We start from the raw sequence: 18,909 nt of genomic DNA, 5'->3' as shown, positions 1-18,909 counted from the left end.
TGGCAAATTGGACTACTGCCTCATAATTCTTTATACTTATACTATCGCTAGGAAAAGGAGGAGCATGTTGCTACCTCCTTTTACCTATTACATAAATAAAGTTATGGTTCACATATACTTAGGAGGAACATTTATGAGAGTTGATGGACGCGGAGTTACTGAGCTTCGAGAAGTAACATTTGAAACGAATTATGTTAAGCATCCAGAAGGTTCTGTACTTATTTCCATGGGGGATACGAAAGTCATTTGTAATGCGACTGTAGAAGACCGTGTACCACCTTTCTTAAGAGGACAAGGAAAAGGGTGGATTACAGCGGAATACGCAATGTTACCTAGAGCAACAGAACAAAGGAACATTCGAGAATCATCAAAGGGTAAAGTGGCAGGAAGAACGATGGAAATTCAACGGTTAATTGGTAGAGCCTTACGTACGGTCCTTGATTTAGAGAAAATTGGTGAACGTACGGTATGGATCGATTGTGATGTCATACAAGCAGATGGCGGAACGAGAACAGCTTCTATTACAGGAGCTTTCGTTGCATTAGCTCTAGCAATGGAGAAGTCGATAAAAGCAGGAAAAATAAAAGAGTGGCCGATTAAAGATTACTTAGCTGCTGTTTCGGTGGGGGTTGATTCAGAAAAAGGAGCACTCCTTGATCTTTGTTATCTAGAGGATGCGGCTGCAGAAGTAGATATGAATGTTGTCATGACCGGAAATCATCAATTTGTAGAGCTTCAGGGAACGGGAGAAGAAGCAACATTTTCTAGAGAACAACTTAACATATTACTTGATTTAGCAGAATTAGGTATTGATGCGCTTGTCGCAAAGCAGAAAGAAGTACTTGGTCCGATTGCAGAGAAAATGAATCAAGGGCTTAAAGGAGAATAATGAGTATGAAGGAAATGGTTATTGCAACCAAAAATAAAGGAAAAATAGCCGAGTTTCAACAAATGTTCGCAAAAGCAGGCTGGGAAGTCAAATCACTTCTAGATTATCCAGAACTTCCTGATATCGAGGAAGATGGAGTGACATTTGCAGAAAATGCAGCAAAAAAAGCAGAGGTGCTAGCCACTCATTTAAATCAAATGGTGATTGCGGACGATTCAGGATTAGTGGTAGATGCGTTAGATGGACGACCTGGTGTCTATTCAGCAAGGTATGCAGGGGAAGATAAAAGTGATACAGCTAATAGTGAAAAAGTGTTAAAGGAACTCGTGGATATCCCAGGAGATGATCGTACCGCTCGCTTTGTTTGCTGCTTAGCTGTAGCAAAGCCTAATCGTGAAACGTTCTTTTATGAGGGAGCTTGTGAAGGATATATTGCCATGCGTGCAACTGGTTCTAACGGTTTTGGATACGATCCTATTTTTTACCTACCAGAGCTTGATAAAACCATGGCTCAATTAACAGCTGAGCAAAAAAACGAGCGTAGCCATCGAGCAAAAGCGTTGAAACAGCTTCTTGCCAAGAAAGAAGAATGGAGTTAGTCAAAGGGAGGTAGCAATGAGAGCGTTAATCATTAGTGATAGTCATGGATGGAGCAAGGAACTGCAGATCGTATTGGACCGTCATCGAAACGAAGTGGATGCATTATTTCACTGTGGTGATTCTGAATTAACAGCAGACGATCCAGTTATTAATGGAGTTAAAGTTGTGTCAGGGAACTGTGATTTTGGTACAGACTTCCCCGATGATGTGATAGAGCAGATAAAGGGTGTTACAATTTATGTAACGCATGGGCATTTATATAATGTGAAGATGACACATGTTCCTTTAAGCTACCGAGCAGAAGAAAAACAAGCACAGATCGCTTGTTTTGGTCATTCTCATGTAGCAACAACGTTTCAAGAGAATGGGGTTGTCTACATTAATCCAGGAAGTATTCGTCTTCCGCGCGAACATAAAGACGGCACATACTGTATTTGTGAGTATAGTGATTCAACGATCGAAGTGACCTTTTATAATTACGAAGGTAAAAAGGTCACTGAATTAAGCCGACAATTTACGAAGGAATAAGAAAAGAGATCTCCTCTTATCTTTCTTTAGAGGAGATCTACTAAATTATTTTTAAAATAGTATTGACGTTCTTTATTTTATTTGGTATAGTAATAAATGTCGCTGAAAGGCGCACGAACATTGATCTTATAAAGTCGTTGAAAATTAAATGACTTTATGTTATAGTTTAAAGTACTTAGTACTAAAATATGCGGGTGTAGTTTAGTGGTAAAACCTCAGCCTTCCAAGCTGATGATGTGAGTTCGATTCTCATCACCCGCTCTTGTCCCAGTAGCTCAGCAGGATAGAGCAACGGCCTTCTAAGCCGTCGGTCGGGAGTTCGAATCTCTCCTGGGACGCCATTTTTTCTACATAACTAATTTAAAATCAAACGTCTCCACCTTATGATGAGGTGGAGACGTTTTTTGTTGGTGCTTGCTTTGAAACTAAATCTACAAGCAAATGTTCATCTTTTAATAACTGTTCTGTTTCATAAAAAATGACTCGCCAGTGATGTCTCTTCAATTGTTTCATAATTCGCTTTTCATTCAGACCAGGTCTCAGTTCAATTAAAGCCAATCGAAAAGGAACGAGAGCAATATTCGCGCGTACATGATCAATCCAATAATGGGGAGTAGGATAATACATATTGGCTCGTAACTGATGATAGAGAAGTTTTTCTCCTTCTGTGTTGCATTTGGTCCAAAGGTCTTCAACGACAACAAGTGAAGCGCGACGATTGTTATTCAATCGTATAAATGGAAATTTTTTGGTTAATTTAATAAACTTTTTGTGTTTTTTTACCATGTATGATCACCCAATACTAGCATGTCCTATCGTTTCTTTTATATCCGTAAAATAGGAATAAGTGGAATTAATTTTTTCTAATTCAAAGCTACCAACGGTGTAAGCGTTACCACTTTGAACAACTAATCAAAATAGTCAAATTATTTTTAAAAAAATGGTTGACCATGCACCTGAATGAGCGTAAGATAAATCTCAACAACAACTATTTTAAAAAAACAAATGTCCGCTCTAGAGAGATAAAAAATGTAATGGCGTTCTAGATACGAACAAGAATTACATGAAACATGAGGAGAGTAACGTCATGAGTGAACAATGGATCTACCTTGATGGTGAATTTGTCCGAAAACAGGATGCAAAGATTTCAGTTTATGATCATGGGTTTTTATACGGGGATGGAGTGTTTGAAGGAATTCGTGTATACGATGGAAACGTCTTTCGTTTACAAGAACACCTTGATAGACTTTATAACTCGGCTAAATCGATCATGCTAGAAATTCCTCATACTAAAGATGAAGTAAAAGGCTTAATTATTAACACTTTACAAAAGAATGAGTTGAGCAATGCTTACATTCGACTTGTGATTTCTAGAGGAGTAGGGAATCTTGGGCTTGACCCAGCATCATGTGCTAGACCATCAGTGATTATCATTGCTGAGGAATTAGCCATATTTCCAAAAGAATTATATGATTCAGGATTAGAGATTGTCACTGTGGCTACACGGAGAAATCGTCCTGATGTTCTAAGTCCCAAAGTTAAATCACTGAATTATTTGAATAATATTCTAGTAAAGATTGAAGCAAGCTTGGCTGGTGTCAGTGAAGCCCTGATGTTAAACGACCAAGGCTATGTCGCTGAAGGATCTGCTGATAATGTGTTTATTGTAAGAGGGAAAGAGTTACTCACACCTCCTGGATATATTGGAGCGCTAGAAGGCATTACAAGAAATGCAATTATAGAAATGGCTAAGGAACTAGAATATACAGTTAAGGAAGAACCTTTTACTAGACACGATGTGTATGTAGCCGATGAAGTGTTTCTAACAGGTACAGCTGCTGAAGTAATCGCCGTTGTTAAAGTAGACGGGCGGGTTATAGGTAATGGAAAGCCTGGAAAAGAAACAAATTGTTTGCTAGAAGCATTTAGAAAACGTGTTGTAAAAGAGGGAGTAAAAGTTTATACACAAGTATAGAGAGAGAATAGTGGAGAAGAGTGGAGAGAGAAGCAACGAAATAGGGAGCGGGTACGAATGAGAAGTAACATGATAAAAAAGGGGATTGACCGGGCGCCGCATCGAAGCTTACTTCGTGCAGCAGGTGTAAAAGATGAAGATATGGATAAGCCATTTATTGGTGTCTGTAACTCTTACATTGATATTATTCCAGGTCACATGCATTTAAATAAATTTGCGGAAGTAGCGAAAGAAGCGATTCGTGAAGCCGGAGGAATTCCATTCGAATTCAACACGATTGGTGTAGATGATGGAATTGCGATGGGACATATTGGAATGCGTTATTCACTTCCAAGTCGTGAAATCATCTGTGATGCTGCGGAGACTGTTATTAATGCACACTGGTTTGATGGTGTATTTTACATTCCAAACTGTGATAAGATTACACCAGGAATGTTAATGGCTTCAGTTAGAACCAACGTACCATCTGTCTTTGTTTCAGGTGGCCCAATGGAGGCAGGTAAGACAAAAGATGGTAAAAACTTGTCACTTGTATCTGTCTTTGAAGGAGTAGGCGCATTTTCGTCAGGTAATATGACAAGGGAAGAACTCCTTGAAATTGAACAGACAGCTTGTCCAACTTGTGGATCCTGTTCAGGAATGTTCACTGCAAACTCAATGAATTCATTAATGGAAATGCTTGGGCTAGCTCTACCAGGTAATGGAACGATCGTCGCTACATCTGATGAACGCCATAAGTTGATTAAGGATGCTGCGAAGCACTTAATGAATTTAATCGAAAAGGACATTCGTCCTCGCGATATTGTTACAGAAGCAACGATTGATGATGCATTTGCACTTGATATGGCAATGGGTGGTTCGACGAACACAGTCCTACACACACTAGCTATTGCGAATGAAGCTGAAATTGATTACGATCTAACTAGAATTAATCAAGTTGCTGAACGAGTTCCTTATTTATCTAAGATCAGTCCAGCTTCTGATTATTCAATGGATGATGTACACCACGCAGGTGGAGTGAGTGCAATCATCAAAGAACTTTGCTCGATCGAAGGTGCCATTCATCCTGATCGAATTACGATTACTGGGAAAAGCTTGTATGAAAATGTAAAAGATGCAGAAATTACTAATGATGATGTGATACGTCGTAAAGATAATCCATACAGTCCAGTTGGCGGTCTCTCCATTCTATATGGCAACATTGCACCGGATGGTGGAGTTATTAAAGTAGGAGCTGTTGATCCTTCTATTAAAGTGTTTGAAGGAGAGGCAATCGTTTTTAATTCTCAAGAAGAAGCACAAAAAGGAATTGACGAAGGTCTTGTTCGTGCAGGGCACGTTGTCGTCATACGTTATGAAGGCCCTAAAGGTGGACCTGGAATGCCTGAAATGCTTGCACCGACTTCTGCCATTGCCGGTAGAGGATTAGGAACAAAAGTAGCTCTTATCACAGATGGTCGTTTTTCAGGAGCGTCTAGAGGGATTTCAATAGGTCATATCTCTCCAGAAGCTGCAGCTGGTGGTCCAATTGCATTCGTAGAAAACGGTGATCTTATTCGAATCGATTTAACGAATCGAACAATTGAATGGCTCGTATCAGAAGAAGTTCACGCCGAGCGTAAAGAAGGCTGGGTTGAGCCAGAACCAAAAGTGAAAAAAGGATATCTTGCTAGATATGCAAAATTAGTAACTTCGGCTAACACAGGCGGGGTCATGAAAATTTAAAAAACTAAAACGTAGATGAGGAAAAGTAGTCGAAGCATTGACTTCAACAGAGAGCCGTGGTGCTGAAATGCGGCGTTGTCAACTTTGATGAAACTCGCCTCTGAGTATCATTCTGAACGATTTTCTAGTAGGAATGGTCGGGTGTTCACAGCACTCGTTATTAAAATGTGATAAGTGGAAACTTATCCATAAGATTGAATGATCTAGGTCGTTCAATGAATAAGGGTGGTACCGTGGAAAGAAAAGTCTTTTCGCCCCTTCAGCGACATTTTTGTGGCTTATATGGGGTGGAAAGATTTTTTTTTATGCCATTATATAAAATTAGCATTTATTAATTTCAAAATCTTTAATAAATAAAACAAGATTATAAAAGGAGGTACGAGCAAATGAGTACTAAGCTAAAGAACAAAGAGCAAGAAACAAGCGAAAAACCAAAAGAATTATCTGGTTCAAGTATGTTAATTGAAGCACTGGCTCAAGAAGGTGTCGATGTTATTTTTGGTTACCCGGGTGGTGCGATTCTACCAACATATGATGAAATTTATAAAACAGGCATTCATCATGTGTTAGCTAGACATGAACAAGGAGCCATTCATGCAGCAGAAGGATATGCTAGAGTCTCGGGAAAACCAGGTGTTTGTATCGTTACTTCTGGACCAGGAGCTACCAATGTCATTACTGGAATTGCAGATGCAATGATTGATTCCCTTCCTCTTGTTGTTATTACAGGGCAGGTGGCAACAACAGTCATTGGAACAGATGCATTTCAAGAGGCTGATATTATTGGAATCACGATGCCGATCACAAAGCATAACTATCAAGTTCGTTCGGTAGAGGAATTTCCAAGAATTATTAAGGAAGCTTTCCATATTGCAACAACAGGTAGACCAGGACCGGTTCTAATTGATCTTCCCAAAGATGTGTCTTTAGCAACAGGCATTTTCGATTATGAGACTGAAGTTAATCTTCCGGGTTATCAACCAACACTTGTTCCAAACCGTCTACAAATTAGAAAGGTCGTTGACGCCGTTACGAAAGCGAAAAGACCTATCATTTTAGCAGGAGCAGGAGTTTTACACGGTAAGGCTTCAGAAGAGTTATTGAGCTATGTCGAGGCAACGAAAATCCCAGTAGTTAATACATTACTAGGGTTAGGAGGCTTTCCAGGAGACCATGATCTATTTTTAGGAATGGGTGGAATGCACGGAACGTACACAGCTAATATGGCTATTTACGAATCAGACTTATTAATTAGTATTGGCGCTCGTTTTGATGATCGCTTAACTGGAAATCTAGCTCATTTTGCACCAAATGCACGTGTGGTTCACATTGATATAGACCCGGCAGAAATTGGTAAAAACATCAAAACGGAAATCCCAGTTGTAGGTGACGCGAAATTAGCGGTACAAATGTTGCTAGAAGAGCAAGAAAAAATGGGAGATACAGCTGACTGGTGTGCAAAACTACAAGGAATGAAGCAAGAATATCCACTCTGGTATAAAGAAGATGGCGAAACGATTAAACCGCAAAACTTGATTGAATTGATTCATGAAGTAACGAATGGAGAAGCGATTGTGACGACTGATGTTGGTCAACATCAAATGTGGTCAGCTCAGTTCTACCGCTTCAATAAGCCAAATCGTTGGGTTACTTCAGGGGGGTTAGGAACAATGGGATTCGGATTCCCTGCTGCGATTGGTGCCCAATTTGCTGAACCGGAATCTCCTGTTATTGCTGTAATCGGTGATGCTGGTTTTCAAATGACCGCTCAGGAGTTGTCGCTTTTACAAGAGTTAAATCTTCCTGTAAAAATCGTCATTGTCAACAACGCTTCATTAGGAATGGTTAGACAATGGCAGCAATTGTTCCATGGTGAGCGTTATTCCAATTCATTGTTCCCAGTTCAACCTAATTTTGTGAAACTAGCAGATGCTTATGACATTAAAGGGATGAGAGTCGATCAACTTTCTGACTTAAAGGGCGCTCTAAAGGAAATGCTTGCTCATCCTGGCCCTGTTCTAATGGATATTCGCGTTGCCAAGGAAGAGAATGTTTACCCAATGATCTCACCTGGTAAGGGACAACATCAAATGGAAGGGGTTAAGCCACTATGAAAAGAACGATCACAGCACTAGTGAACAATACGTCTGGTGTGCTAAACCGTATTACCGGGTTGTTTGCTAGACGTCATTATAATATTGAAAGCATCACGGTTGGAGTTACTGAAAATCCAGTAGTTTCGAGAATGACGTTCGTCGTTGCCGTTGATAGCATGCAAAATGTTGAACAAGTGATTAAGCAACTGAACAAACAAGTGGATGTGTTAAAAGTAAAAGATATAACAGATGAGTCGATTGTTGCTCGAGAGCTCGCTCTTGTTAAAATTGTTGTAACACCGCAACAACGCGGGGAAGTTGCAGCACTTGTTAATCCTTTTAGAGCAACTATTATTGATGTTGGTCGTGAGTCCATGACGATTCAAATTACAGGGGACCATTCAAAAGTTGAAGCGTTTATTGATTTGCTTCGTCCTTATGGAATTAAAGAAATTGCCCGGACGGGTATAACTGCCTTTAATCGCAGCACGAAAAAACCTGTAACAGATCCATATCGATTAACACTCATTAATTAATCTAGTGAATTCATAATTCAAAAATATATAATCATTTAAACAAAGAGGAGAGATTCATTATGGCAAAGGTATATTACAATTCAGACGTTAACGAAGCAGTTTTAAAAGGGAAAAAAGTAGCAGTAATCGGTTATGGTTCACAAGGTCATGCTCATTCATTAAATATGCGTGAAAGTGGTCAAGACGTAATCGTTGGTCTTCGCCCTGGTAAATCGTGGGATAAAGCAGTAGAAGATGGTTTCGAAGTATTTACTGTTCGTGAAGCTGCAGCACAAGCTGATCTAATCATGATCCTTCTTCCGGATGAGCTTCAACCAACTGTTTACAAAAATGAAATTGAGCCTGAACTAACAGAAGGTAAAACTCTTGCATTTGCGCATGGTTTCAACATTCACTTTAATCAAATCGTACCACCAAGCAACGTAGACGTGTTCCTAGCAGCTCCAAAAGGACCTGGTCACTTAGTACGTCGTGTATTTGAAGAAGGTGGCGGTGTTCCTGGATTAATCGCTGTATACCAAGATGCAACTGGTCAAGCAAAAGATATTGCTTTAGCTTACGCAAAACAAATCGGTTCTGCACGCGCTGGTGTTCTTGAAACAACATTCCAAGAAGAAACAGAAACAGATCTATTCGGTGAGCAAGCTGTACTATGTGGAGGAGCTTCTGCCCTTGTTAAAGCAGGTTTTGAAACACTTGTTGAAGCTGGTTACCAACCAGAAGTTGCTTACTTCGAATGTTTACATGAATTAAAGTTAATTGTTGACCTTATGTATGAGGGTGGACTAGAAACAATGCGTTATTCAATCTCTGATACAGCACAGTGGGGAGATTATGTAGCAGGTCCTCAAATCGTAACTGAAGATACAAAGAAAGCGATGAAGAAAGTTCTTACTGATATTCAAACGGGTAAATTCGCTAAAGGTTGGATCCTTGAAAACCAAGCGAATCGTCCAGAATTTACGGCAATCACTAGAGCAGAAAGCCAACATCCAATTGAAGTTGTTGGACGTGAACTACGTGAAATGATGCCATTCGTAAAGGCAAAATCAAAAATCTAAGGAGTGGTTAAAGTGCGTAAGATTAATGTTTTCGATACCACGCTAAGAGACGGAGAACAGTCAGCAGGTGTGAATTTAAACTTTCAAGAGAAACTTGAGATTGCGAAGCAGTTAGAACGCTTGGGTGTAGACATTATTGAGGCTGGATTTCCAGCCTCCTCTCAAGGAGACTTTGCTTCGGTTAAAGCGATCGCCCAAACTGTAAAGGGCAGCTCAATCACAGGTCTTTCCCGTTCCCTTGAGCGTGAAATTGAAACGACTTGGGAAGCACTTAAGGAAAGTGCAGAACCAAGAATTCACGTTTTTATTGCCACTTCTCCTATCCATATGGAATATAAACTTCGAATGACACCGGATCAAGTTGTGGAAAATGCGGTAGCGGCTGTTAAGCAGGCTGCTGCAAAGTTTCCGCAAGTTCAATGGTCAGCTGAAGATGCAAGTCGCTCTGACTTGCCATTTTTAGCAAGAATCATTCGTGAGGTGATTGATGCCGGAGCTACGGTTATTAATCTTCCAGATACAGTCGGTTACACAACTCCTTATGAAATTGGTCAAATGTTCCGCTATGTATCTGAACATGTACCTAATATTGATAAAGCGATTCTTTCCACTCACAACCACGATGATTTAGGGATGGCTGTTGCAAACTCATTAGCAGCGATTCAAAACGGAGCCGGTCAGGTTGAGTGTACGGTGAATGGAATTGGGGAACGTGCTGGGAATGCTTCACTTGAAGAAATTGCTGTCGCGTTGAATATTCGTCAAGATCACTACCAAGCGAAGACGAATTTAACATTAAAAGAAATTAAAAGAACAAGTACTCTTGTAAGTAAATTAACAGGGATGGTTGTTCCGAGTAATAAAGCGGTTGTTGGTGCGAATGCCTTTGCACATGAGTCAGGCATCCATCAAGATGGCGTCTTGAAAAACAAAGAGACCTATGAAATTATTACACCTGAATTAGTCGGTGTTTCATCTAATCGAATGGTTCTTGGAAAACATTCAGGCCGTCACGCATTTAAAGATAAGTTAGTAGAGCTTGGCTTTAATGGTTCAGACGAACAGTTGCAAAAGACATTTGTTGCCTTCAAAGATCTTGCAGATAAAAAGAAAGACATCACAGAAGAAGATTTATTTGCTCTTATGACTGAAGCAACAGTTGGTTCAGCTGTTTCTCATTATGAGCTTGAGACGTTACAAGTTAATTATGGTACAACGAATATTCCTACGGCTACCATTACGATGAAACTTCCAAATGGAGAAACGGTACAAGAAGCTGGGACGGGATCTGGTAGTGTTGAAGCGATCTATAACACATTAGAGCGTGTAGTGGATGAACCAATCCTATTAATGGATTACCGGATTCAATCGACAACAGCTGGGCGTGACTCACTTGCAGAAGTGTATGTGACGGTACAGTACGATGGAACGGAATCGTCTGGACGAGGAACGGCTCATGATGTGCTTGAAGCCTCAGCTAAAGCGTATATTAATGCGGTGAACCGTACCATTAGTCGTAAGTTATTTAATGAACAACGTACAAATCCACTAAAGGTTTAATGGGGGACGAAACAATGAAAAAACGAATTGCTATTCTCCCTGGTGATGGCATAGGACCAGAAGTATGTGAGTCAGCTACGCAGGTTTTAACTGAAATTGGTCGCTTATATAATCATGAATTTGAATTTGTTTATGGCGATCTCGGTGGAGTTGCGATTGATAAAACGGGTTCGCCTCTACCAGAAGAAACACTATCTATTTGTAAACAGAGTGATGCTGTTTTACTAGGAGCTGTTGGTGGACCTAAATGGGAGACGCTTCCTGGACATCAGCGCCCTGAACAAGGTTTGCTTGGTCTTCGTAAGCAACTTGAACTTTTTGCCAATCTTCGTCCTGTAACCATTTATGATTCTCTAGCAGAAGCTTCTCCACTTAAAAATGAGGTTATCGAAGGAGTAGACTTGCTGATTTTAAGAGAATTAACAGGCGGAATCTATTTTGGAGAGCCACGTGAACGTAGAGGCGAAGGTGAGCAAGAGACAGCTGTTGATACACTTGTGTATTCTCGTAGCGAAATTGAACGCATCGTTCGTAAAGGCTTTGAATTCGCGAAAGAACGCCGTGGTCAATTAACGTCAGTAGATAAAGCGAATGTATTGGAATCAAGTCGTCTATGGAGAGAAATTGTTGACGAAGTAGCGGGAGATTACCCGGAAGTGTCATATAGTCACATGCTAGTTGATAATGCTGCCATGCAGTTAATACGCAACCCTAGACAGTTCGATGTGATGGTCACTGAGAATATGTTTGGAGATATTTTAAGCGATGAAGCATCGATGATTACAGGTTCTTTAGGAATGCTTCCTTCAGCAAGCATGAGTCAGGACGGACCAGGATTATTTGAACCGATTCATGGTTCGGCTCCAGATATTGCAGGCAAGGGAATTGCAAATCCATTAGCGACTCTTTCATCATTAACGATGATGCTAACTTTTGCTTTTAAAATGCCTAATGAAGCAGCTGCACTGCAAGATGCAATTGATGACGTGTTAGAAAAAGGCTATAGAACGGCTGATTTAACAAGTGATTCATCCAAAGCTCTTTCAACGGTTGAAATGACAGCAAAGGTTATTGAAGCGTTGGGAGAAAAAGTAGTAACAGCTTAAAAGAAATGACTTCTTAATTGGAGGATGAACGTTTAAGAAGTCATGATCTTCTATAAGAGAGAAAAAAATGAAAAATGAAGAGGAGGAGCGAACAATGGCACCTAAAACGATCATTGAGAAGATTTGGGAAAAACACGAAGTAATCGCAGAAGAAGGGAAGCCTAGTCTCCTCTATATAGATTTACACATGGTACATGAAGTGACTTCACCACAAGCGTTCGAAGGATTGCGTTTAGCAAACCGTAAAGTGAGACGTCCTGACCTAACGTTTGCGACGATGGATCATAACGTACCTACTGTTAATCGCTATGATATTACAGATCAAATTGCTCGAACTCAGATTGAGACATTAGCACAAAACTGTAATGAGTTTGGAATTGATTTAGTAGATTTAGAACATCCGGAAAACGGAATTGTTCATGTCATTGGTCCTGAACTAGGATTAACTCAACCAGGGAAAACGATCGTTTGTGGAGACAGTCACACATCTACACACGGTGCATTTGGTGCACTAGCTTTTGGAATCGGAACAAGTGAAGTTGAGCATGTTCTTGCTACTCAATCTTTGTGGCAATCACGTCCAAAGACGCTTGAGATTCGTGTAACAGGTACTCTATCTCCGGGCATTTCAGCAAAAGACGTGATTCTAGCTATTATTGCTAAATTTGGAGTTGATGTTGGCACAGGCTCAGTCGCTGAGTTTACTGGAGATGCGATCCGTGGGATGACGATGGAAGAGCGAATGACGATTTGTAATATGTCGATTGAAGCAGGGGCAAAAGCTGGTTTAATTAGTCCAGATCAAGTGACGTTTGACTACTTAGAAGGAAGACAACATGTTCCTTCAGGAGAAGCCTTCTCTGAAATAGTAGAAGAATGGAAAGCATTAGCAACCGATGAGGGTGCTAGTTATGATCGAGTGGTAACAATCGATGCATCAGAAATCGAACCAATGGTCACATGGGGAACGAATCCGTCACAAGGAGTAGGAATTTCAAAACTAGTTCCAAATCCAACAGACGGAAAAACTGATACAGATAAACGTGCGATTCAACAAGCATTGGATTACATGGAGCTGACACCAGGAACTCCTGTTTCTGAAATCAGCATTCAGCATGTGTTCATCGGCTCCTGTACGAATTCACGCCTTAGTGATTTACGGGTTGCTGCAAGTGTGATCAAAGGCCAAAAAGTCGCTGATCATGTTCGCGCTCTTGTTGTACCGGGATCGCAGAAAGTGAAACAGCGTGCAGAAGCAGAAGGACTTGACCAGATCTTTATAGATGCAGGTTTTGAATGGCGTAGTTCAGGCTGTAGCATGTGCTTAAGCATGAATCCTGATGTGGTTCCAGAAGGAGAGCGTTGTGCATCTACTTCAAACCGGAATTTCGAAGGTCGTCAAGGAAAAGGCGCACGTACGCATTTAGTAAGCCCGCAGATGGCTGCAGCTGCTGCTATTGCTGGTCATTTTGTCGATATTCGTGAGTGGAAGACTCTAAAGGTCACGCAATAGGAGGAGAAAAACGATGGAACCAATTGTGAATCATAAAGGAATTATCGCGACATTAGACCGAGTAAATGTCGATACTGACCAAATCATTCCGAAACAATTTTTAAAACGAGTGGAGCGCACTGGTTTTGGACAGTTTTTATTTTATGACTGGCGGTTTACACAAGATGGAAAACCGGATCCAAAATTTGAACTGAACCAAGAGCATAATCAAGGAGCAACCATTCTTGTAGCTGGACATAACTTTGGTTGTGGATCCTCCCGTGAGCATGCACCTTGGGCCTTGCATGACTATGGATTTAAAATCATTATTGCGCCAAGCTTTGCCGATATTTTTTATAATAACTGTGTGAAGAACGGCATGCTTCCCATTCGATTAGATGAGAAGAATGTCTATCAGCTTCTTAATAAAGGAGCAGATAGTAAGTATGAGCTTAGTGTGAGTTTAGAAGATCAAACGATTAGCGGAGAAGGATTTGAAGCATCATTTGCGATCGATCCATACTGGAAAGAAATGCTAGTAAACGGTTGGGACGAAATTGGGTTAACACTTAAATACGAAGAGGAAATCCTAGCTTACGAAAAAGGATAAACCCAAGTGTTGGTTTGACCGCGTTATCCTTGGAGTTGTGTTTTTTCTGCAAAGAAAATGAAGTTTATTGTTATTGAATAAAAAGACACGTCAAAGGGTGACTCTAATAATAGCCAACAAGGCTAATCGGAGTCACCTTTTCTCTAATTAACGAACGATTGTAATGCTTGAAGGTAACTGATAAACTTATGAGAACGTAGATGTTCAAAAAGTCTATCCCCTAAGTCGAAGGGCAAGTTAGTCTCACCACTTTTTGAACACGCACAAAAACTCATTAAAGAGTGGAGCGGTTCTGGTGGATAAACGAATACATAAAAAAGAAAATGTAATATTATATCCCGGTCTTGTAAAGCGTTTGATTGAAAAAGGCATGGAGGCATTGAAAGAAAAGGATGGCAATAAAGCCTATGAGTTTTTTCTTTCAGCTTATGAACATGAACCGGAAAATCCCCAGGTCTTATTTGGGAAAATGCTCAGTCTTGTTGAACTAGGCAGGTTAGAAGAAGCAGTCGAACATACAGATAGTTTACTGCGTGAAGGCATTGGTGATTATTACGAAAACTTACAAGTACATATCTCTCTGCTCGTCCAGTTAGGAAACTATCAGGATGTTGTCAATATTCTTGATGCCGTTTTATCAGAAAATCAATTTCCTTCTCAATATGCAGAATCCTTTTATCAACTATTGCATTTCAGTCGACAGATGGTTGGTGACCAGGAGTGGCTTGGTCAGCATGATGCAAAAGATGAACCGATCCCACTCGAGTTGAAAACGATGCTTGAATCAGATGTCTTGGTTTTACAATCGAAGGCGATTCAACAGCTAAAAGAGATCGAAAACCCTGAGTCGACAAAATGGCTGATAGAGTTTATAAAAAAAGGCGATCGAGATTACGTTCTACAGAGTATGGCTTTACATGCTTTGAAGGATAAAGGATGTACCGAACCAATACATATGAGGAAACAAGGCAGGGAGTTGGAAATCGTCCCAAGCGAACTAGCCAATATTTATCAACATACATTTCATGAGCAACTGCTAGATTTATTAAGCAAGGAACTTGAACATACCGATCCTCTGCTATTTGAAATCGCTAAGCAGTTAAGTACCGCTTATTTATGGGCGCTTTATCCGTTTCTACCGGAGCCAGAAAATGCAAAATGGTGGACAGATGTTTTCCAATATTGTGCAGCGGAAAGAATGGGTCTCGAAGAAGTAGTAGAAAGATTGAAAGAAAAATATCAAGATCAATTAGAAGCTTTTCTTCAGAAAGTGATCGAAGTGAAAGAGCTTGAAGCCATTACCTATCAGATTGATGGCTCTGAATTTGATAGACAGTAGAACAAACAGTGTAGTTCTATTTGAAATGACTGAACGTTATGGTATACTAGAGTGGTTGTCAAAGATAATAGAAGAAATCTATCGTTCGGAAACGAAGATGTGCATAGTTGGAGGGAAAGTAAATGACTACAAAATGGGAAAAGTTAGAAGGAAATGAAGGCGTCCTTACAGTTGATGTAGCAGCTGAAAAGGTTGACGCAGCATTAGATCAAGCGTTTAAAAAGGTTTCAAAAAAGGTGAATGTACCAGGATTCCGTAAAGGAAAAGTACCTCGTTCACTATTTGAAAAGCAATTTGGTGTAGAGTCACTTTATCAAGATGCTCTTGATATCTTATTACCAGAAGCTTATGGTGCAGCTGTTCAAGAAGCTGGTATTGAGCCAGTTGATCGTCCTGAAATTGACATCGAGACAATGGAAAAGGGTTCTACTTTAGTTTTTAAAGCAAAAGTAGTTGTTAAACCAGAAGTTGAACTTGGTGAGTACAAAGGACTTGAAGTAGAAGCACAAGATACAACCGTTACGGATGAAGATGTAGAAGCTGAGCTTAAGCAACTTCAAGAGCGTCAAGCTGAGCTTGTAGTAGTAGAAGATGGAGCTATTGAAAATGGCGACACAGCTGTATTTGATTTCGAAGGCTTTGTCGATGGAGAAGCGTTTGAAGGCGGACAAGCTGATAACTATTCTCTTGAAATTGGTTCAGGTCAATTCATTCCAGGATTTGAAGAGCAATTAGTTGGTCTTAAAGCTGGAGAAGAAAAAGACGTTGAAGTAACATTCCCGGAAGAGTATCATGCTGAAAACTTAGCTGGTAAGCCTGCTACATTCAAAGTGAAAATTCATGACATTAAGCGTAAAGAACTTCCTGCTCTTGATGATGAATTCGCAAAAGATGCTAACGAAGAAGTAGAAACGTTAGAAGAGCTTAAAACTCAACTTAAAGAGAAGTTAACTAAAGATAAAGAACATCAAGCTGAGCATGCCGTTCGTGATACATTAGTAGAAAAAGCTGCAGAGAATGCTAAAATTGATATTCCTGAAGCGATGGTTAACACGGAAGTAGACCGTATGCTACAAGAATTTGAGCAACGTTTACAAGCTCAAGGTATGAACCTTGAATTATACTTCCAATTCTCTGGACAAGATGAAGCAGCAATGCGTGAGCAGTTTAAAGTAGATGGTGAAAAGCGCGTGCGTGTAAACCTTACTCTAGAAGCGATTGCAATTGCAGAAAATCTTGAAGCTACTGATGAAGATGTAGATAAAGAAATCGAAAAAATGGCTGAGATGTACCAACGTCCAGTTGATGAAATTAAAAATATTTTTGCTGCTCAAGGTGGTCTTGAAGGAATTAAAGGCGATCTTAAAGTACAAAAAGCTGTTGAATTTCTTGTCGAGAACAGCAAAAAAGCATAATAACTTGATAAATCTTGTAGAATAATCATGTAGACAAGGCGCGAATATTCGCGCCTTGTTTTTCCATAAGCAAAAAATAAGGCAGACCTGACTCTTTTGCTCATGTATGGAGTTTGACGATATTGAACAAGCTTATTATAGAATGGACTTACACATACGCTAATGGAAAAATGATTTTCATTAATAAAAAAGGATTTTTCTTAATGAATCTTGAATGTATAATCAATCCATACATAAAATGAAGTAATCAAGCAATGAATGCTTGGCCTCTATATCGCTTGATAAAGATCTAGTACATAATAATTTTCGTTAGCGTTAAGATGGATTACGTTAGTGGAGGAATCACTTTAACAGATTTGTCTTTAAGATGTGCTTACTTACTGTAGTTTGAAAAGGGTTATCTTTAGGGATTCAGACAGCATATGTGATACAATGACGGAACAAACGGTTGTTTCTTTACAATTATAGAAATGTTTAGTTCATAGTTATTGTATTGTCATGTCCATTCATTACAAAGTAGAACGCATGAGGATGGTACAATATTTTTTGAGGGGTGAAGATGGAATGTTTAAATTCAATGAAGAAAAGGGACAACTTAAATGTTCTTTTTGTGGAAAAACACAAGACCAAGTTCGTAAGTTAGTTGCCGGACCCGGTGTGTATATATGTGACGAGTGTATTGAACTTTGTACTGAAATCGTCGAGGAAGAGTTAGGTACAGAAGAGGAAGTTGAATTTCAAGAAGTACCTAAGCCAAGTGAAATCAGACAAATTCTAAGTGACTATGTCATTGGACAGGACCGAGCAAAGAAGTCGTTATCTGTTGCGGTTTATAATCATTACAAACGAATTAATTCGTTATCACGTTCAGATGAAGTGGAATTAGCGAAGAGTAACATTTGTATGATTGGGCCAACAGGTAGTGGGAAAACATTATTAGCTCAAACATTGGCTCGAATTTTAAATGTACCGTTTGCGATTGCGGATGCAACTTCATTAACAGAAGCTGGTTACGTTGGGGAAGATGTTGAGAACATTCTACTTAAATTAATCCAAGCTGCAGATTATGATGTGGAAAAAGCAGAAAAAGGCATTATTTACATCGATGAAATTGATAAGGTAGCTCGTAAGTCAGAGAACCCATCCATAACGCGTGACGTTTCGGGTGAAGGGGTTCAACAAGCTCTTCTTAAAATTTTAGAAGGTACGAGTGCGAGTGTTCCTCCGCAAGGCGGACGTAAGCACCCTCATCAAGAGTTTATCCAAATAGATACAACGAATGTTCTCTTCATTTGTGGAGGAGCATTTGATGGCATCGAGCAAATTATCAAGCGTCGTCTTGGCAAGAAAGTCATTGGTTTTGGATCTGATGTGAAACAAGATGATTTGAAGCCAGGTGAATACTTAGGAAAAGTTTTACCAGAAGATTTACTTCGCTTTGGACTGATCCCAGAGTTCATCGGTCGACTTCCAGTTATCTCGAGTTTAGAGCCATTAGACGTTGATGCGCTTGTGGAAATTTTAACAGCACCTAAAAACGCTCTAGTGAAACAATACCAAAAGCTATTAGAACTTGATGAAGTAGAACTTGAATTCACAGATGAAGCCCTACGTGAAATTGCCAATAAAGCCATTGAACGTAAAACAGGTGCGCGTGGATTGCGTTCGATCATTGAAACATTGATGCTTGATGTAATGTTTGACTTACCATCACGTGATGACGTCGTGAAATGTGTTATCCATGACAAGTGTGTAACAGATAATGAACCACCTACATTATTAACGGCTGATGGACAAAAACTTTCACTGACTAAAACAGAACCAAAAGAAAGCGCGTAAACACTACTACAAGTGAAACGTCGCCCGCTATGAGAACATCATAGCGGGCTTTTTAATGGAGCAACGAATGCAGTGTTTCAATTTGCTTCATTAGAGGTATACATGGTCGATAAGAGGCTAACTAGTGAGTAGCAACAG

16 protein-coding genes, 2 tRNA genes and 1 other annotated feature are annotated in these 18,909 nt (G+C 39.9%); of the genes, 17 read left to right on the top strand and 1 reads right to left on the bottom strand.

Features of this window, described 5'->3' with window-relative positions:
• The first annotated feature begins 133 nt into the window (after positions 1 to 133).
• The 5 genes from rph (at position 134) to PQ474_RS11760 (ending at position 2,358) form a co-directional block, all read left to right on the top strand.
• On the top strand, positions 134 to 889 hold the full coding sequence (gene rph, locus PQ474_RS11780; RefSeq protein WP_273843358.1) for a ribonuclease PH: 756 nt from the start codon (positions 134 to 136) through the stop codon (positions 887 to 889).
• A 5-nt stretch (positions 890 to 894) separates the two neighbouring features.
• Positions 895 to 1,488, top strand: coding sequence for an XTP/dITP diphosphatase (locus tag PQ474_RS11775; RefSeq protein WP_273843357.1), 594 nt, complete (start codon positions 895 to 897; stop codon positions 1,486 to 1,488).
• Between the two features lie 16 nt (positions 1,489 to 1,504).
• Positions 1,505 to 2,017, top strand: coding sequence for a metallophosphoesterase family protein (locus tag PQ474_RS11770; protein WP_273843354.1), 513 nt, complete (start codon positions 1,505 to 1,507; stop codon positions 2,015 to 2,017).
• Between the two features lie 190 nt (positions 2,018 to 2,207).
• Positions 2,208 to 2,278, top strand: a tRNA-Gly gene (locus tag PQ474_RS11765).
• 3 nt (positions 2,279 to 2,281) lie between these two features.
• Positions 2,282 to 2,358 (top strand) — tRNA-Arg (locus PQ474_RS11760).
• Between the two features lie 40 nt (positions 2,359 to 2,398).
• On the opposite strand, the gene PQ474_RS11755 is transcribed toward PQ474_RS11760, so the two are convergent.
• Positions 2,399 to 2,803 carry a hypothetical protein gene (locus tag PQ474_RS11755; protein ID WP_273843351.1) on the bottom strand — a complete coding sequence of 135 codons (405 nt, stop codon included), beginning with the start codon at positions 2,801 to 2,803 and terminating at the stop codon, positions 2,399 to 2,401.
• Between the two features lie 301 nt (positions 2,804 to 3,104).
• Here PQ474_RS11755 and ilvE point away from each other — a divergent pair, with 301 nt between their 5' ends.
• The 12 genes from ilvE (at position 3,105) to clpX (ending at position 18,771) form a co-directional block, all read left to right on the top strand.
• Positions 3,105 to 3,992, top strand: a complete 888-nt coding sequence (ilvE, locus tag PQ474_RS11750; RefSeq protein ID WP_273843348.1) for a branched-chain-amino-acid transaminase — start codon at positions 3,105 to 3,107, stop codon at positions 3,990 to 3,992.
• A 57-nt stretch (positions 3,993 to 4,049) separates the two neighbouring features.
• Entirely contained in the window at positions 4,050 to 5,717 is a 1,668-nt protein-coding gene (gene ilvD, locus PQ474_RS11745) for a dihydroxy-acid dehydratase (RefSeq protein ID WP_273843344.1), read from the top strand.
• A gap of 3 nt (positions 5,718 to 5,720) precedes the next feature.
• Positions 5,721 to 5,979: a binding site (T-box leader), on the top strand.
• A 124-nt stretch (positions 5,980 to 6,103) separates the two neighbouring features.
• Positions 6,104 to 7,831 carry an acetolactate synthase large subunit gene (gene ilvB / locus PQ474_RS11740; RefSeq protein WP_273843340.1) on the top strand — a complete coding sequence of 576 codons (1,728 nt, stop codon included), beginning with the start codon at positions 6,104 to 6,106 and terminating at the stop codon, positions 7,829 to 7,831.
• Positions 7,828 to 8,349 (top strand): acetolactate synthase small subunit, encoded by a 522-nt coding sequence (gene ilvN / locus PQ474_RS11735; protein ID WP_273843337.1) that lies wholly within the window; start codon positions 7,828 to 7,830, stop codon positions 8,347 to 8,349. The genes ilvB and ilvN overlap by 4 nt, the downstream gene beginning before the upstream one ends.
• 23 nt (positions 8,350 to 8,372) lie before the next feature.
• Positions 8,373 to 9,410: a ketol-acid reductoisomerase gene (gene ilvC, locus PQ474_RS11730; protein WP_273843589.1), complete on the top strand. Its 1,038-nt coding sequence runs from the start codon at positions 8,373 to 8,375 to the stop codon at positions 9,408 to 9,410.
• Between the two features lie 12 nt (positions 9,411 to 9,422).
• Positions 9,423 to 10,970: a 2-isopropylmalate synthase gene (locus PQ474_RS11725; RefSeq protein ID WP_273843334.1), complete on the top strand. Its 1,548-nt coding sequence runs from the start codon at positions 9,423 to 9,425 to the stop codon at positions 10,968 to 10,970.
• A 14-nt stretch (positions 10,971 to 10,984) separates the two neighbouring features.
• Complete coding sequence (gene leuB / locus PQ474_RS11720) at positions 10,985 to 12,076, top strand: 3-isopropylmalate dehydrogenase (RefSeq protein WP_273843331.1); 1,092 nt, start codon at positions 10,985 to 10,987, stop codon at positions 12,074 to 12,076.
• 94 nt (positions 12,077 to 12,170) lie between these two features.
• Positions 12,171 to 13,589 (top strand): 3-isopropylmalate dehydratase large subunit, encoded by a 1,419-nt coding sequence (leuC, locus tag PQ474_RS11715; protein ID WP_273843328.1) that lies wholly within the window; start codon positions 12,171 to 12,173, stop codon positions 13,587 to 13,589.
• A 13-nt stretch (positions 13,590 to 13,602) separates the two neighbouring features.
• The gene (gene leuD / locus PQ474_RS11710) at positions 13,603 to 14,178 is read left to right on the top strand and encodes a 3-isopropylmalate dehydratase small subunit (RefSeq protein WP_273843323.1); all 576 of its coding nucleotides are present in this window, start codon (positions 13,603 to 13,605) and stop codon (positions 14,176 to 14,178) included.
• A 295-nt stretch (positions 14,179 to 14,473) separates the two neighbouring features.
• The gene (locus PQ474_RS11705; RefSeq protein WP_273843321.1) at positions 14,474 to 15,517 is read left to right on the top strand and encodes a tetratricopeptide repeat protein; all 1,044 of its coding nucleotides are present in this window, start codon (positions 14,474 to 14,476) and stop codon (positions 15,515 to 15,517) included.
• Positions 15,518 to 15,639: 122 nt separating this feature from the next.
• The gene (tig, locus tag PQ474_RS11700; RefSeq protein ID WP_273843318.1) at positions 15,640 to 16,932 is read left to right on the top strand and encodes a trigger factor; all 1,293 of its coding nucleotides are present in this window, start codon (positions 15,640 to 15,642) and stop codon (positions 16,930 to 16,932) included.
• A gap of 564 nt (positions 16,933 to 17,496) precedes the next feature.
• Positions 17,497 to 18,771, top strand: a complete 1,275-nt coding sequence (gene clpX, locus PQ474_RS11695; RefSeq protein ID WP_273843316.1) for an ATP-dependent protease ATP-binding subunit ClpX — start codon at positions 17,497 to 17,499, stop codon at positions 18,769 to 18,771.
• Positions 18,772 to 18,909: the final 138 nt, after the last annotated feature.

The sequence above is a fragment of the Halalkalibacter alkalisediminis genome, from assembly GCF_028610705.1.
GTDB lineage: Bacteria > Bacillota > Bacilli > Bacillales > Bacillaceae_D > Halalkalibacter > Halalkalibacter alkalisediminis.
The sequence above is the reverse complement of the archived record's forward strand: the minus strand, read 5'-3'. Positions and strand labels throughout refer to the sequence as shown.

Coding starts and splice junctions, on each gene's coding strand:
- leuB (WP_273843331.1), top strand. CDS start 10,985: ATGAAAAAACGAATTGCTATTCTCCCTGGTGATGGCATAGGACCAGAA.
- clpX (WP_273843316.1), top strand. CDS start 17,497: ATGTTTAAATTCAATGAAGAAAAGGGACAACTTAAATGTTCTTTTTGT.
- PQ474_RS11755 (WP_273843351.1), bottom strand. CDS start 2,803: ATGGTAAAAAAACACAAAAAGTTTATTAAATTAACCAAAAAATTTCCA.
- ilvE (WP_273843348.1), top strand. CDS start 3,105: ATGAGTGAACAATGGATCTACCTTGATGGTGAATTTGTCCGAAAACAG.
- leuD (WP_273843323.1), top strand. CDS start 13,603: ATGGAACCAATTGTGAATCATAAAGGAATTATCGCGACATTAGACCGA.
- ilvB (WP_273843340.1), top strand. CDS start 6,104: ATGAGTACTAAGCTAAAGAACAAAGAGCAAGAAACAAGCGAAAAACCA.
- tig (WP_273843318.1), top strand. CDS start 15,640: ATGACTACAAAATGGGAAAAGTTAGAAGGAAATGAAGGCGTCCTTACA.
- ilvD (WP_273843344.1), top strand. CDS start 4,050: ATGAGAAGTAACATGATAAAAAAGGGGATTGACCGGGCGCCGCATCGA.
- rph (WP_273843358.1), top strand. CDS start 134: ATGAGAGTTGATGGACGCGGAGTTACTGAGCTTCGAGAAGTAACATTT.
- PQ474_RS11775 (WP_273843357.1), top strand. CDS start 895: ATGAAGGAAATGGTTATTGCAACCAAAAATAAAGGAAAAATAGCCGAG.
- leuC (WP_273843328.1), top strand. CDS start 12,171: ATGGCACCTAAAACGATCATTGAGAAGATTTGGGAAAAACACGAAGTA.
- ilvN (WP_273843337.1), top strand. CDS start 7,828: ATGAAAAGAACGATCACAGCACTAGTGAACAATACGTCTGGTGTGCTA.
- PQ474_RS11770 (WP_273843354.1), top strand. CDS start 1,505: ATGAGAGCGTTAATCATTAGTGATAGTCATGGATGGAGCAAGGAACTG.